Origin of the sequence: Chryseobacterium amylolyticum (assembly GCF_051011775.1) — a bacterium.
GTDB lineage: Bacteria > Bacteroidota > Bacteroidia > Flavobacteriales > Weeksellaceae > Chryseobacterium.
Window position 1 is genome coordinate 65,710 of record NZ_JBPCHX010000009.1, and the last position, 14,411, is coordinate 80,120.

Below are 14,411 nucleotides of genomic sequence, written 5' to 3' on the forward strand. Positions count from 1 at the left end.
TTTTGTAAAATGTAAAGTGTATAATGTAAAAAGTACATCGGAAATACATTGTACAGCCTACATTTTACTTTAGTACAAAAAGCAAAAGAAATGGACTTAGAAAAATTTGTTCAATACGTTCACGAAGAAAATAAAGTAGAGCCAAAAGATGTAATGCCTGATGATTACAGGAAATTATTGGTTCGTCAGATTTCACAGCACGCGCATTCTGAAATTGTTGGAATGTTGCCGGAAGCCAACTGGATCTCCAGAGCCCCTTCATTGAGAAGAAAAATGGCTCTTTTGGCGAAAGTTCAGGATGAGGCAGGTCATGGCTTATACCTTTACTCTGCTACCGAAACTTTAGGAGATGGAAGCATCAGAGCAGACAGAGATGCTACTTACGATGATATGCTGCAAGGAAAAGCAAAATACTCAAGTATTTTCAATTATCCTACCCTGAGCTGGGCAGATATCGGAGCAATCGGATGGCTGGTAGACGGAGCTGCCATTATGAACCAGGTAATGCTGATGGGAAATTCCTATGGTCCTTATTCAAGAGCGATGGTGAAAATCTGTAAAGAGGAATCTTTCCACCAAAGACAGGGATATGAGATCCTGATGGCGCTTTGCCGTGGTACCAAACAGCAGAAAGAAATGGCTCAGGCTTCGCTAAACCGTTTCTGGTGGCCGGCTTTAATGATGTTCGGACCTAATGATGACAGCTCGCCAAACTCTAAAATTTCTATGAATTACAGAGTGAAAAGAGAAAGTAATGACAGCCTTCGTCAGAGATTTATTGACGTTACCGTTCCTCAGGCTGAATTTTTAGGATTAACTATTCCTGATAAAGATCTGAAATGGAATGAGGAAAGACAGCATTACGATTTCGGGGAACTCCCTTGGGATGAATTCATGGAAATTCTGAAAGGAAACGGACCTTGTAACAAGAAGCGTATCGAGACCAAGAGAAAAGCTCAGAGAGAGAATGCTTGGGTAAAAGAAGCAGCAGTAGCTTTTGCTGAGAAACAACAAAAAGAAGTAATATAATAATGTAACAATATACCAATGTAGAAATGTAACAACCATTGTCATGCTAAGCTCGTCGAAGCATCTCATAGTTAAACTGGTACATTGATACATTGTTAAATAATTTGACTATGGCAAATTTAGATATGTGGGAAGTGTTTATTCAGACTAAACCGGGATTATCTCACAAACACGTTGGAATTGTACAGGCACCAACAGCAGAAATGGCTTTGCAGAACGCAAGAGACGTTTATACAAGAAGAAAAGAAGGAACTTCTGTTTGGGTTGTTCCAAGCAAATATATTGTGACTTCGGAAGGAGTGGATAAAGAAGCTTTCTTTGATCCGGCTGATGACAAACTATATCGTCATCCGACTTTCTACGAGATTCCTAACGATGTAAAAAATATGTAATCAATAAAGATTGTAAGATGTGAGATCAGATGCTAGACTTTTTTGTCAATCTGAAATCTTGTGTCTGAAATCTGAAATCTACTAAACAATGAACCCATTATATAATTATTTATTAAAACTAGCAGACGACAGTTTCATTATGGGACAGCGCCTGTCTGCATGGTGTGGTGAAGGACCTTACTTAGAAGAAGATATTGCATTGACAAACATTGCGTTGGATGAACTGGGGCAGGCGAATAACTTTTATGTGTACGCTTCAAGGGTGATTGATAACGGAAAAAGTGAAGATGATATTGCGTTTTTAAGATATGAGCACGAGTATCTGAACGCCCACTGGACAGAACTTCCCAATGAAGACTATGCACAAACGATTCTGAAAGTTTATGTTTTTGCAGTATATCAGAAACTGATGTATGAAGCATTATCGAATTCTGCTAATGAAGAATTGGCCGCCATCGCTCAGAAATCATTAAAAGAGGTAAGATATCATTATACTCACGCTGCTTCCTGGATGAAAATTTTTGCTCAGGGAACAGAAGAAAGCAAATTCCGTTTGGTAAAAGCTGTTGAAAATATCTGGGAATATACAAAAGGTCTTTTCGCGAAAACAGAAGGAGAGGAAGATCTTGCAGCTTTGAATATTGCTCCGGATACAGATGCTCTTTATGAAGAATTCCTTGCGATTACAAAGAAAGATTTTGCAGATTTCGGTTTAGAATATCCTGAAAGTCCTTTCATGCAGCCAAAATCAAGAACAGGATATCACACGGAATATTTTGGATATATTCTTTGTGAGCTTCAGTATATGCAGAGAGCGTATCCTGGATGTACGTGGTAATAAATTATGAAGAAGCTGCTTCTTGGGATATTGGCTTTTTTTCTTGCAGCATATGTGATACTTTGTGTTGGTATTTATTTCTATCAGGAGAAAATTATTTTTTATCCTGAAAAGTTACCGGAAAATTACAAGTTTACATTTGATGGTGATTTTGATGAAATACCTATCAAAACGCAGGATGGAAAGCATTTGAGTTCTGTTTTATTCAGAGCCCAAAATCCAAAAGGAGTCATTTTTTATCTTCACGGAAACGGAGGGTCAATAAAAGACTGGGGAGAAGTAACTCAATTATATCGGAGCATGAATTATGACACGTTTATGCCTGATTACCGGGGCTATGGAAAAAGTGAAGGTAAAATCAGCAATAAAGATCAGCTTTTGTCGGATGTTGATACTGCTTATAAAGAACTTTTGAAACGATATCCGGAGAATAAGATTATTATTTTAGGGTATTCTGTAGGAACAGGACTGGCAGCAAAACTGGCGTCAGAGCATCATGCAAAATTGCTTATTTTACAGGCTCCATACTATAGCACAGAAGATGAAATGAGTCGGAAATTCTCATTTCTTCCGAAGTTTTTACTGAAGTATAATTTTGAAACCGGTGAATATTTAAAAACAGTTAAGTCACCGATAATTATTTTTCATGGTGATAAAGATGAGGTTATTAATTACAAGGCATCTTTAAAACTTAAAAATAATTTTAAAAAAGATGATAGCCTGATTATATTGAAAGATCAGTATCACAACGGCATAACAGATAATTTAGATTATCAGAAAGCAATGAAAAGAATCCTTGATTCTGATAAAAAATAAAATATGAATCAGCTTTTAGATTTATTAAAAACAATTCCCGATCCGGAAATTCCGGTGATTGATATTGTGGAATTAGGAATTGTAAGAGATGCACAGGTTACAGGTGAAAATACCTGTGAAGTGATCATTACACCTACTTATTCTGCCTGTCCCGCTATGTTTACCATTGAAGAGGATATTATCAAAATGATGAAAGAAAACGGATGGGAAGCAAAAGTAGTGACCAAGATGTTTCCGATCTGGACAACAGACTGGTTAACGGATGAAGCGAGAGAAAAACTTCGTGCGTACGGAATCACGCCTCCCGAAAAAGGAGCAGACGAACACCACATCGGGAAACCGAAAAAATGTCCGCGTTGCGGTTCTGAACATACCAAGCAGATCAGCAGATTCGGTTCTACACTGTGTAAGGCCTCTTATCAATGCTTGGACTGCCTGGAGCCTTTTGATTATTTTAAATGTCATTAATAATGCAATAACTGCAAACAATGAATTAACCATAGCCCATCGATAAAAATTGACGAATATGCAGAGCATAACGATGGTATTGTTAGATTGTTAAAATCTTAGGTGGTTACATGAATTTATATTGTTAAATTAGTGCGTTGTTAAATAATAAATTAATAAAAACTATGTATACACAACTCGATATTGAAACGCATTTTGACGGAAAGCTTAAAATCGCATATCTTAATCAACCGGAAACGATGAACGCCCTTACAAAGCCGGCTTTATCAGATCTCAGAGACTTTGTCAAAGAATGCAGTGAAGACGAAACCGTAAGATGTGTTGCCATTTCCGGAAGAGGAAGAGCTTTCTGCTCAGGTCAGAATCTGGATGAAGCTTTTGTGGTAGGAAAGGAACACCATGATCATGACATCATCAGAAAAATTGTGGTAGACTATTATAACCCTTTGGTAATGGAAGTTACCCGTTGCAAAAAACCGGTTATTGCTTTAGTAAACGGTCCAGCAGTAGGAGCTGGGGCTATGCTGGCTTTGATCTCTGACTTTGTTTTGGCGAATGAAAAAGCCTATTTTGCCCAGGCATTTTCAAATATCGGTTTGATTCCAGATACAGGAGGAACGTACTTTTTACCGAAGCTTTTAGGTAGACAATTGGCCAACTATTTAGCATTTACAGGTAAAAAATTATCTGCAGAAGAATCTAAAGCTTATGGTCTTGTAGCAGAAGTTTTCAGTGAAGAAGAATTTGTTCCAAAATCTATGGAAATCCTTGAAAGAATGGCAAACATGCCGACAGCAGCCATCAAGCTTACTAAAAAAGCATTTGCCAATTCTTATAACAATACCTTGAAAGAACAGCTTGAACTGGAAGGAGATCTTCAGCAGGAAGCTGCAGAAACAGAAGACTTCATCGAGGGTGTAAACGCCTTCTTACAAAAAAGAAAACCTAATTATAAAGGAAAATAAAAAGATTGTACAATGTAGAAAGTAAAATGTACCATGTACACAAATCAATACTTTTTACATTGTACATTTTACATTGTACAAAATGAAAAATATTGGAATTATCGGTGCCGGAACAATGGGAATCGGCATTGCACAGGTAGCCGCAACGAACGGATGCAAAGTATGGGTGTATGACGCCAACGCAAACCAAGTAGAAACGGCAACGGTAGGTCTGGAAAAAACACTCACCAGATTGGTGGATAAACAAAAAATTTCGGCAGAGAAAATGACTGAAATTTTAGCTAATATTTCCATTGCTACAGAATTGAAGGATTTCAAAGATTGTGAGCTGATTATAGAAGCTATTATCGAAAACAAAGAGATCAAAACCAAAGTGTTTACAGAGCTTGAAAATTATGTTTCAGAAAACTGTATCCTTAGTTCCAATACCTCTTCTATCTCTATCACCTCTCTTGGTGCAGAACTAAAGAAACCGGAGCGTTTCATCGGAATTCACTTTTTCAATCCGGCTCCATTGATGCCTTTAGTGGAAGTTATTCCATCCTTATTAACAGAAAATACATTAGCAGAAAAAATCTACAACCTCATGAAAGAATGGGGGAAGACTCCTGTTATTGCCAAAGATATTCCAGGTTTTATTGTCAACAGAATTGCCAGACCTTATTATGGGGAAGGCTTAAGAATTGTTGAAGAAAACATCGCAACACCAGAACAGGTGGATGATGCCATGAAAATTTTAGGAAACTTCAAAATGGGACCTTTTGAATTGATGGACCTTATTGGGGTTGATGTAAACTTTGCCGTAACAACTACCGTTTACAAAGATTATTTCTACGATCCGAAATACAAACCATCATTACTTCAGCAAAGGATGTCTGAAGCCAGACTTCACGGCAGAAAGACGGGAAAAGGTTTCTACGATTACAGCGAAGGAGCAGAAAAACCTGTAGCTCAGAAAGACGATGCTTTATACCAGCAGATCTTTTTAAGAATTATTTCCATGCTGATCAATGAAGCTGTAGAGGCTAAAAGGTTAGGAGTTGCCAATGACGAAGATATTGAACTGGCCATGCAGAAAGGCGTAAACTATCCAAAAGGTTTATTAAGCTGGGGGAAAGAAATAGGGTATGCAAAAATATCCGAAACCTTACAAAACCTTTATGAAGAATATCAGGAAGAAAGGTATAGACAAAGTCCTTTGTTGAAGAAAATGTAATATGAAATATTTTCCTGAAAGATATGATGAAATAAAATCTTTACACTCTGTTGAAAAGATTTTATCAAATATAAATAGCAATAGTGAGAAAAGTTATTCTCTAACAATGAATCGCACTAATAAATTTTTAAGAGGATATACAGAGAAAAATTTTTTTAAAGTAATAAGTGCCGAGGTACCATTGGGAGCTTTATGTGTTTTTGAAGGTCAATTGTTTCAAAAGGAACATGAGACAATAATAAAGTTGAATTCAAAATTTCATAGAACTTTTAGAATAATGTTATTTGTTTGGGGCATTCTTCCGGTTTTTGCGATAATTGTTAATTGTTTTCAAACTGGAGCAATAGCATTAGCATTATTATTACCAATTGCTATGCTTTATACAATAATCTATTTCGTAATTAAATTTTATTTCAAAAAATCTTATGAAAATGGAATTAAAGATTTGAATAGGATTATTAATAAATAAAATTAGGTCATTATCATGAATATAGATGAATTCAGGGCAGAGCTGGAAACCAGGCTTTTAATTGAGAAACAATATTTAATTCAGGAAGCCTCCTCTGTTGATGAACAGGAAAGACTTGAGTTACTCGGAAAGTTTAATGAAAAATATAAAGAGCTGATCAAAAGATTAGCCAACGAAAATGGAATTGATTTAAACGCATCCTATCCCTCTGAAAATTCATCAGACTCAGAACATCTTTCCTATGAACAGATCATTCTGGGTAAAACAATGAATGTTTACGACAGATTATCCGATGGGCTGTATGAAGAAATAACAAACATATAATTAATAGAAATGAATCCAAAACAAGTTGCAGATTATATGTTCAATCAGGATTATTTTTCCCAGTGGATGAATATCAAAATGATTGAAGTAAAAGAAAATTACTGTTTACTGGAAATGCCGATCAAGAAAGATATGCTGAACGGCCTTAAAACAGTTCATGGCGGAGTTACGTTTGCGTTTGCAGACTCGGCACTGGCATTTTCTTCCAACAATACCGGAGATGCTGCTGTAGCATTGAACTGTATCATTAATTTTACCAAAGCAGGAAAAGAAGGTGATGTTTTCAGAGCAGAAAGTGTTTTGGTCAATGATACGAGGAAAACAGCTGTTTATGACATTCAGATTACCAATCAAAATAAGGAGCTGATTGCAAAATTTGTAGGAACAGTTTACAAAATAGGAAAAAAAGTAACCGACTTATAAAACCTAATACCAAACACCAGATTAACCAAAATGAGAAAAATATTGATGTTACTTTTTGGGATTTCAGCGCTTCTCGTTAATGCCCAGCAGAAAGTGAACGAAGTGTTGAAAAAAGAACTTGATGCTATTATGAAGGTGGATCAGGGGTATAGAATGCTTTTTGATACTGCGATCACTCCCGAGAAAAAAGAGCAGCTGTTGAAAGATCTGAATATTGACCAAGAAGAATTCAAAAAGAAAAACTGGATGTTGGTGGCAGAACACGATAGTCTGAACATCCAGAAAATTGAAAATATTATTGCTCAATATGGCTATCCGGGAAAAACACTGGTAGGAGAACCTGCCAATCAGGCGGCCTGGTATGTCATCCAGCATTCAACAAAAATTGGAAAATATCTGCCTCTCATTAAAGAAGCTGGAAAAAAGAAGGAAATTCCTTTCACCTGGGTTGCTATGATGGAAGACCGTTATCTGATGCAGCAAGACAAAGAACAGATTTATGGAACACAGGGAAAAGGTGAAATGACAAAAGATAAAGATGGAAAGCAAGTCTTTGTCAGTTTTGTATGGCCGGTAAAAGATCTCAAAAATGTTAATAAAAGAAGAAAAGAAGCAGGCTTCGATTCTACTCTTGAAGAAAATGCCAAAAGAATGTTCGGACCAGACTTTAAATATGAACCTTACACTTTAAAACAGGCTTTAGAACTAAGAAATAAAAACAAATAAATCCGGTATTGTTATACTGTTACATTATCAGATTGTTATATTAAAATAATTATGAACAACGTATACATCATAGACTATGTCAGAACTCCCATCTCAAAACTGCAGGGAGGATTATCAGAAGTAAGAGCCGATGATCTTGCTGCTATTGTGATCAAAGAAGTGGTAGCAAGAAATCCAGAAGTTCCTGTTGAGGAAATTGAGGACGTTATTTTCGGATGTGCCAATCAGGCGGGTGAAGATAATAGAAATGTAGCAAGAATGGGGCTTTTACTGGCTGGTCTTCCTTATAAAATTGGTGGCGAAACGGTCAACAGACTATGTGCTTCAGGAATGTCTGCGGTAGCCAATGCATTCCGTTCCATTGCTGCAGGAGAAGGAGAAATTTATATTGCAGGAGGGGTGGAGCATATGACGCGTTCTCCGTATGTAATGTCAAAACCCAGCGCTGCTTTCGGAAGAGACAGCCAGATGTTTGATACCACTTTCGGATGGCGTTTTATCAACCCTAAAATGAAAGAAATGTATGGTGTTGACGGAATGGGAGAGACCGCTGAAAATTTAGCGGATATCCACCAGATCAACAGGGAAGATCAGGATAAATTCGCCCTTTGGTCTCAGCAGAAAGCTACTAAAGCTCAGGAAAGCGGGAGGCTGGCAGAAGAAATTGTAAAAGTGGAGATTCCTCAGAGAAAAGGCGATCCGGTCATTTTCGAAAAAGATGAATTCATTAAACCGTCTTCATCTATGGAAGGGTTGGCAAAACTTCGTCCTGCTTTCAGAAAAGAAGGAACGGTAACTGCCGGAAATGCTTCAGGAATGAATGACGGTGCAGCTGCTTTGATTTTAGCAAGCGAAGAAGCAGTTAAAAAATATGGTTTAAAACCAAAAGCAAAAATTCTGGGATCTTCAGTAGCCGGAGTTGAACCAAGAATTATGGGAATCGGTCCGGTAGAAGCCACTCAAAAGTTGTTGAAAAGATTAAATCTATCCCTTGAGGATATGGATATCATCGAATTAAACGAAGCATTTGCAGCACAGGCACTGGCTGTAACCAGAAGTTTAGGTTTAAAAGATGACGACACAAGAATAAATCCGAATGGAGGTGCCATTGCAATCGGTCACCCACTTGGGGTCTCCGGAGCAAGAATTGTAGGTTCTGCGGCCATAGAACTGCAGAAACAGGATAAAAAATATGCATTGTGTACCCTTTGTATCGGTGTCGGACAGGGATATGCAATGGTAATCGAAAAAGTGTAGCTTTTTAAATAATGTACAATATAACAGTTTATCAATGTAACAATATTGAATCTATTGCTAGACTGTTATATTGTTACATTGGTATATTAAATTAAAATTCTATGAACATCTACTCATACCACGGGATTCGTCCCATTATAAAGCCATCTGCTTACATTCATCCGCAGGCAGTTATTATCGGGAATGTAGAAATAGGTGAAGAAGTATATATTGGTCCCAATGCGGTAATCCGGGGCGACTGGGGGAAAATTATCATTAAAGACGGAGCTAACGTACAGGAAAACTGTACCCTGCATGTCTTTCCAAATATAGAAACTATCCTGGAAGAATCTGCACACATCGGACATGGTGCGATCATTCATTCAGGACACATCGGAAAAAACTGTCTGATCGGAATGAATTCTGTGGTAATGGACAAAGCCTATATCGGTGATGAAAGTATTGTGGGGGCATTGGCTTTTGTACCGGCTAATTTCAGATGTGAACCAAGAAAATTAGTGGTAGGAAGCCCTGCGAAAATTATCCGTGATGTTTCCGATGAAATGATTCACTGGAAAACAGAAGGAACTAAACTATATCAGGAACTGGCAAGAGAAGGGAAAGAAGCTATTCTGCCTTGTGAGCCGTTTACGGAATATGTTCAGCAGACTCCGACTAAAATTGTGGATTACAGTATCTGGGATGATATAAAATAAGTATACAAGAAAACCTGTTAGGTATAATAGAAAGGAGCTCTTTTTCTGAATGCGGTAAAACGAAAGAAAATATCAGATGAGAAATATTTATTGAAGGCTCTCCATTACATCCATAATAATCCGGTTAATCACGGATTTGTAAATAAAATTGATCAATGGAAGCATTCTTCATATAATTCATATTTGAATCCTGAAAAAGAAAGTAAATTGAACAGAAAGGAAATCATGCAGTATTTTGATTCGGTAGAAGTTTTTAGAAATTATCATCAATCTACTATTGAATATGACTTTTTAAATTTTGAATAATGGCTAATAATTAAACCTAACGGGTTTTTAAAACCCGTTAGGTTTAACAAAAAATAAATATGATTAGAAAAATTGCAATTGCATGCAGCATAATGTTTGCGGTGGTGTGTACGTTTTCAGCACAGACTGTTGCTACAAAACCGCTTACAATAGGAGAAGTAAGGACCATTAAGTCCAAAACATTAAATGAAGACAGAACACTGAATATTTATCTTCCGCAGGGATATGATAAAACAAAATCATACCCGGTAATCTATCTGCTGGATGGAAGTATAAACGAAGACTTTATTCACGTGACAGGATTAGTACAGTTCTTTAATCAGATGTATTCCATGCCGGAAACTATTGTAGTGGGAGTGGCTAATGTAGACAGAAAAAGGGACTTTACTTTTCATACGGATTTAAAAGACTTACAGAAAGATTACCCTACAACGGGACATTCTGATAAGTTTATTGAATTTATGGAAAAGGAGTTAAAACCATATGTTGAAAGCCAGTTCAAAACTACAGATAAATACCTTTTCGGTCAGTCTTTGGGTGGACTTCTGGCAACAGAAATCCTTTTGAAAAAACCGGAAATGTTTGATAACTATTTTATCATTAGCCCAAGTTTGTGGTGGGATGATGAAAGTCTGTTAAAACAGGCTCCACAGCTGCTTTCAAAATCTTCGGATACTAAAAAATTCGTTTATGTTTCCGTAGGGAAAGGAGAACATCCTGTGATGGTGAAAGATGCTGAGGCTTTCTATGATGTTTTGAAAAAAGCAGGAAAGAAAAACTGGACATTAGAATATAAAATGATGGAAACAGATAATCACGCAACCATTCTTCACAGAAGTTTATATGAAGGATTGGTGAAAATGTTTCCTTATCAGGAACCGAAATAAAAAATAAATGTAACAATATACCAATGTGAAAATGTAACAATAAATCCATAGCAAACAACTATTGATAAGCTGTTACACTGCTACATTGATAAATTAAATATTTTATGGAAAAGTTAAAAAACTATATCTATGGACAATGGGTGGAAGGAACCGGAACCGGAGTCCCTTTGTACAACGCCGTTACAGGAGAGCAGGTAGCTGTTTCCGATACAGAAGGGCTTAATTTTGAACAGGCTCTTGACTACGGAAGAACAGTAGGATACAAAAACCTTTCTTCAATGACTTTCTACGACCGCGGGGAAATGTTGAAAAAAGTAGCCCTTTACCTGCTGGAAAGAAAGAAAAAATACTACGAACTATCCTACAAAACAGGAGCTACCCATGTGGATTCGTGGGTAGATATCGAAGGAGGCTTCGGTACTTTCTTTACCTATTCCGGATTGGCAAAAAGAATGCTTCCCAATACTCCGTTCTGGGTAGACGGAGATACACAGAAAATCTCTGCAAACGGGACTCATTTGGGAACCCATATTTTAACACCAAGTGAAGGCGTTTCCATACAAATTAACGCATATAACTTTCCGGTGTGGGGAATGCTGGAAAAGCTTTCCACTTCCTTACTGGCAGGTGTTCCTTCCATTGTAAAGCCATCTCCTTTCGGATCTTATCTTACCAATGCGGTATTTCAGGATATGATTGAAAGTGGAGTATTGCCTGAAGGTGCTGTTCAGTTAGTTTGCGGTGAGCCAGGGAATATTTTAGATTATGTACAGGATGGAGATTCTGTATTGTTCACAGGTTCTGCCCATACAGGGAGAAAATTAAAATCACTTCCTTCTGTTGCCGGAAATGCTGTCCGTTTCAATATGGAAGCAGATTCCCTGAACTGTTCTATCTTGGGATTGGAAGCAAAACCGGGAACTCCTGAATTTGACTTATTCATTAAAGAAGTACGAAACGAAATGACCACAAAAGCTGGTCAGAAATGTACAGCAATCAGAAGAATTATCGTTCCTGAGCATTTAATCGGTGATGTTCAGAATGCTTTGTCCAAAGCTTTGGATCAGACAAAAATCGGAAACCCGTTAAGCAGAGAAACCAGAATGGGTTCTTTAGTGGGAAGACAGCAGTATGAAGAAGTTCTGAGAAAAGTAAACCTGTTAAAATCAGAAACCGAACTTGTCTATGACGGAAAGCATGAACTGGTAGATGCGAACTACGAAAACGGAGCATTTATGAGCCCTAAACTATTCCTGAACGATAAGCCTTTCGAAAAGAATATCTCTCATGATGTAGAAGCTTTCGGACCTGTATCTACATTAATGCCGTACAGAGACGCTGAAGAAGCCGCTGCGCTGGCAAAGAGAGGAAAAGGAAGCCTGGTGGGATCTATCGTTTCTCATGATGAGAACTTCATCGCTGAAACTTCATGGAAAATGGCTTCCCAGCATGGAAGAATCTTTGTACTGAACAGAGATAACGCCAGGGAAAGTACCGGCCACGGTTCTCCACTTCCGACATTAATGCACGGAGGTCCTGGTAGAGCAGGGGGCGGCGAAGAAATGGGCGGTCTGAGCGGTCTTCATTTCTTCCTGCAGAAAACAGCTATTCAGGGATCACCGGATGTACTGAAAGCAATTACCAAGATCTATCAGCAGGGAGCGGAGAAAAAATTCTCGGATAAACATCCTTTCCAGAAATATTTTGAGGAAGTGGAAGTAGGAGACTCTTTAGAAACGGCAGGAAGAACCGTTACAGAGGCAGATATCGTAAACTTCTCCAATGTTTCATGGGATCATTTCTATGCCCATACAGATGCTACAAGTTTAACAGGTACTATCTTCGATAAAACTGTTGCCCACGGATATTTCATTCTTTCAGCTGCTGCAGGATTATTTGTTTCAGGTAAAAAAGGGCCTGTTATTGCCAATTACGGATTGGAAGACTGCAGCTTCTTCAAACCTGTATATGCCGGAGATACCATCACGGTTTATTTAACGGCAAAAGAAAAAATAAACAGAGGAGTAAAAGGAAGAAATATCCCTTCCGGTGTTGTAAAATGGCTGGTGGAAGTAGTAAACCAAAGAGATGAGGTCGTTTGCGTGGCAACAATCCTGACATTGGTAGCTAAGCAGTCTCCTTTTATTGATCTGAATGTGAAAAATGTTCAGAAAATACTGAACGGATTAACAGAAAGCACTCCTGCGCTTTGGGGAAAAATGTCTCCTCAGCAGATGATTGAACATTTGGAAAAAGCGGTACTGGTAAGCTTCGGAGAGCCTGAAGCAGAAAAATGCTTCACTCCGGAAGAAAATATTGAAAAATGGCAGGACTCGCTTTATAATCACAGAGCAATGCCGAAAGAATTCACAGCTCCTTTCCTTCCGCAGGATGGTTCGCTTCCTGAACTTACCCACAAAAGCCTGGAAGCTGCAAAGCAGTCATTCATGGATAATCTGAAGAAATTTGTGATCTATTACAAAGAAAATCCACAGGCAGAACACATGAATTATGTATTCGGAAAACTGAACAAAGAAATGTGGGAACTGATGCACAGAAAGCATTTTACTCACCACTTCCAGCAGTTTGGATTGATTTAGCTAAAACTAAGTATAAAATAAAAAACAGCAGTTAAGTAAACTGCTGTTTTTTTATGTAATCAAATATCAAATATCAATCGATTACTGTTCAACTATTGTAAGTGAATTATAAGCTCCGTTTCCTGAAGTATCAAACTGGCTGATTGTACCATCAAATGCCACTGTAATCCAGGTAAAAGGTCTTAATTTGTCACCCTTGTTTAAATATACGCTTACTGTACATGAAGACCCTACTGGTACAGCATTGGGACTTGCTCCGGTATCAGAAGAATATCCATTATTTGTTTTTATCCTTTGGGTGATTGTACCCCCCGGATTTCTGACTTCCCATATTGCTTCAGTCTGATTGTTTGATCCTGTATTGACCTGGCTGGATTGTAATGCGAAAGTAAAAGTTGCAAAATATACACCATCACGCGGAGCTACAAATTCACCTGTAGCCGGATTGAAATTTGAGGTGGGAACCCCTGAGTCCGAGTCAAATTTCTCAGTCCAGTTAGTTAAATAAGAAGATCTTCTTTGAACAATGCCGGATTTAGTTCCTATTTCTGAAGGCGTAGCACTTTCAAATACATAAGTATCCTGAGTTGTTTTGCTTGCCATTACAATGATACGCGGTTTCCCTTTAGGAAAAAAGCTCACCCAGTTTGAACCGTCGGAAAACTCCAGATAGCCCTTTACACCAATGGCAGGGCTTGCTACATATCGTAATGCACCTGCACCCGCCTGCGCTGCTGTTTTAGTAGTGTTTCCGATAGCTACAGAACCATTTACATTGTTGCGCAGATCCAGCGCTACTTTTGGGTTAGCAGCTAATGTGGCTATTTTTCCGGAATTATCAATAATAATGTTCCCTGCATCTGTCTTAATTTCAACAGGGTTGGCTGGATTGGATAATCCTATTCCTATTTGAGCATTGATATAGTTTATATTGAATGATAAAGCAATAAAAATACTAATCAATCTTTTTATTTTATTCTTTGATTTCATCATGATGTGT

Annotated in this window: 16 protein-coding genes; 15 read left to right on the forward strand and 1 reads right to left on the reverse strand. The window is 37.8% G+C overall.

Annotated features, from left to right (window positions below):
- Positions 1 to 90: 90 nt before the first annotated feature.
- The 15 genes from paaA (at position 91) to paaZ (ending at position 13,411) form a co-directional block, all read left to right on the forward strand.
- Positions 91 to 1,029 (forward strand): 1,2-phenylacetyl-CoA epoxidase subunit PaaA, encoded by a 939-nt coding sequence (paaA, locus tag ACR1PO_RS21190; RefSeq protein WP_332388167.1) that lies wholly within the window; start codon positions 91 to 93, stop codon positions 1,027 to 1,029.
- A gap of 110 nt (positions 1,030 to 1,139) precedes the next feature.
- On the forward strand, positions 1,140 to 1,421 hold the full coding sequence (gene paaB, locus ACR1PO_RS21195; RefSeq protein ID WP_002981782.1) for a 1,2-phenylacetyl-CoA epoxidase subunit PaaB: 282 nt from the start codon (positions 1,140 to 1,142) through the stop codon (positions 1,419 to 1,421).
- Between the two features lie 88 nt (positions 1,422 to 1,509).
- Positions 1,510 to 2,259 (forward strand): 1,2-phenylacetyl-CoA epoxidase subunit PaaC, encoded by a 750-nt coding sequence (gene paaC / locus ACR1PO_RS21200; RefSeq protein WP_433988086.1) that lies wholly within the window; start codon positions 1,510 to 1,512, stop codon positions 2,257 to 2,259.
- A 6-nt stretch (positions 2,260 to 2,265) separates the two neighbouring features.
- On the forward strand, positions 2,266 to 3,075 hold the full coding sequence (locus tag ACR1PO_RS21205; RefSeq protein ID WP_433988087.1) for an alpha/beta hydrolase: 810 nt from the start codon (positions 2,266 to 2,268) through the stop codon (positions 3,073 to 3,075).
- Between the two features lie 3 nt (positions 3,076 to 3,078).
- Positions 3,079 to 3,543, forward strand: coding sequence for a 1,2-phenylacetyl-CoA epoxidase subunit PaaD (paaD, locus tag ACR1PO_RS21210; RefSeq protein WP_433988088.1), 465 nt, complete (start codon positions 3,079 to 3,081; stop codon positions 3,541 to 3,543).
- A 164-nt stretch (positions 3,544 to 3,707) separates the two neighbouring features.
- Positions 3,708 to 4,508, forward strand: coding sequence for an enoyl-CoA hydratase/isomerase family protein (locus ACR1PO_RS21215; RefSeq protein WP_332388158.1), 801 nt, complete (start codon positions 3,708 to 3,710; stop codon positions 4,506 to 4,508).
- 82 nt (positions 4,509 to 4,590) lie between these two features.
- Positions 4,591 to 5,724 carry a 3-hydroxyacyl-CoA dehydrogenase NAD-binding domain-containing protein gene (locus tag ACR1PO_RS21220; protein ID WP_433988089.1) on the forward strand — a complete coding sequence of 378 codons (1,134 nt, stop codon included), beginning with the start codon at positions 4,591 to 4,593 and terminating at the stop codon, positions 5,722 to 5,724.
- 1 nt (position 5,725) lies between these two features.
- Positions 5,726 to 6,193, forward strand: a complete 468-nt coding sequence (locus ACR1PO_RS21225; RefSeq protein ID WP_433988090.1) for a hypothetical protein — start codon at positions 5,726 to 5,728, stop codon at positions 6,191 to 6,193.
- 15 nt (positions 6,194 to 6,208) lie between these two features.
- Positions 6,209 to 6,517: a hypothetical protein gene (locus tag ACR1PO_RS21230; RefSeq protein WP_332388155.1), complete on the forward strand. Its 309-nt coding sequence runs from the start codon at positions 6,209 to 6,211 to the stop codon at positions 6,515 to 6,517.
- Positions 6,518 to 6,526: 9 nt separating this feature from the next.
- Positions 6,527 to 6,940, forward strand: a complete 414-nt coding sequence (locus ACR1PO_RS21235) for a PaaI family thioesterase (RefSeq protein WP_433988091.1) — start codon at positions 6,527 to 6,529, stop codon at positions 6,938 to 6,940.
- Between the two features lie 30 nt (positions 6,941 to 6,970).
- The gene (locus ACR1PO_RS21240) at positions 6,971 to 7,666 is read left to right on the forward strand and encodes a DUF6624 domain-containing protein (RefSeq protein WP_433988092.1); all 696 of its coding nucleotides are present in this window, start codon (positions 6,971 to 6,973) and stop codon (positions 7,664 to 7,666) included.
- A 51-nt stretch (positions 7,667 to 7,717) separates the two neighbouring features.
- On the forward strand, positions 7,718 to 8,923 hold the full coding sequence (gene pcaF, locus ACR1PO_RS21245; RefSeq protein ID WP_332388151.1) for a 3-oxoadipyl-CoA thiolase: 1,206 nt from the start codon (positions 7,718 to 7,720) through the stop codon (positions 8,921 to 8,923).
- Between the two features lie 101 nt (positions 8,924 to 9,024).
- Positions 9,025 to 9,618 carry an acyltransferase gene (locus ACR1PO_RS21250; RefSeq protein ID WP_332388149.1) on the forward strand — a complete coding sequence of 198 codons (594 nt, stop codon included), beginning with the start codon at positions 9,025 to 9,027 and terminating at the stop codon, positions 9,616 to 9,618.
- Between the two features lie 365 nt (positions 9,619 to 9,983).
- Positions 9,984 to 10,811 carry an alpha/beta hydrolase gene (locus tag ACR1PO_RS21255; RefSeq protein ID WP_433988093.1) on the forward strand — a complete coding sequence of 276 codons (828 nt, stop codon included), beginning with the start codon at positions 9,984 to 9,986 and terminating at the stop codon, positions 10,809 to 10,811.
- Positions 10,812 to 10,915: 104 nt separating this feature from the next.
- Entirely contained in the window at positions 10,916 to 13,411 is a 2,496-nt protein-coding gene (paaZ, locus tag ACR1PO_RS21260; RefSeq protein ID WP_433988094.1) for a phenylacetic acid degradation bifunctional protein PaaZ, read from the forward strand.
- Positions 13,412 to 13,492: 81 nt separating this feature from the next.
- On the opposite strand, the gene ACR1PO_RS21265 is transcribed toward paaZ, so the two are convergent.
- A complete protein-coding gene (locus ACR1PO_RS21265; protein ID WP_433988095.1) occupies positions 13,493 to 14,404 on the reverse strand; it encodes a hypothetical protein in 912 nt (303 codons plus the stop codon).
- Positions 14,405 to 14,411 lie beyond the last annotated feature (7 nt).

Coding starts and splice junctions, on each gene's coding strand:
- pcaF (WP_332388151.1), top strand. CDS start 7,718: ATGAACAACGTATACATCATAGACTATGTCAGAACTCCCATCTCAAAA.
- ACR1PO_RS21235 (WP_433988091.1), top strand. CDS start 6,527: ATGAATCCAAAACAAGTTGCAGATTATATGTTCAATCAGGATTATTTT.
- ACR1PO_RS21250 (WP_332388149.1), top strand. CDS start 9,025: ATGAACATCTACTCATACCACGGGATTCGTCCCATTATAAAGCCATCT.
- ACR1PO_RS21240 (WP_433988092.1), top strand. CDS start 6,971: ATGAGAAAAATATTGATGTTACTTTTTGGGATTTCAGCGCTTCTCGTT.
- paaZ (WP_433988094.1), top strand. CDS start 10,916: ATGGAAAAGTTAAAAAACTATATCTATGGACAATGGGTGGAAGGAACC.
- ACR1PO_RS21225 (WP_433988090.1), top strand. CDS start 5,726: ATGAAATATTTTCCTGAAAGATATGATGAAATAAAATCTTTACACTCT.
- ACR1PO_RS21205 (WP_433988087.1), top strand. CDS start 2,266: ATGAAGAAGCTGCTTCTTGGGATATTGGCTTTTTTTCTTGCAGCATAT.
- paaB (WP_002981782.1), top strand. CDS start 1,140: ATGGCAAATTTAGATATGTGGGAAGTGTTTATTCAGACTAAACCGGGA.
- ACR1PO_RS21215 (WP_332388158.1), top strand. CDS start 3,708: ATGTATACACAACTCGATATTGAAACGCATTTTGACGGAAAGCTTAAA.
- paaD (WP_433988088.1), top strand. CDS start 3,079: ATGAATCAGCTTTTAGATTTATTAAAAACAATTCCCGATCCGGAAATT.
- ACR1PO_RS21230 (WP_332388155.1), top strand. CDS start 6,209: ATGAATATAGATGAATTCAGGGCAGAGCTGGAAACCAGGCTTTTAATT.
- ACR1PO_RS21255 (WP_433988093.1), top strand. CDS start 9,984: ATGATTAGAAAAATTGCAATTGCATGCAGCATAATGTTTGCGGTGGTG.
- ACR1PO_RS21220 (WP_433988089.1), top strand. CDS start 4,591: ATGAAAAATATTGGAATTATCGGTGCCGGAACAATGGGAATCGGCATT.
- paaA (WP_332388167.1), top strand. CDS start 91: ATGGACTTAGAAAAATTTGTTCAATACGTTCACGAAGAAAATAAAGTA.
- ACR1PO_RS21265 (WP_433988095.1), bottom strand. CDS start 14,404: ATGATGAAATCAAAGAATAAAATAAAAAGATTGATTAGTATTTTTATT.
- paaC (WP_433988086.1), top strand. CDS start 1,510: ATGAACCCATTATATAATTATTTATTAAAACTAGCAGACGACAGTTTC.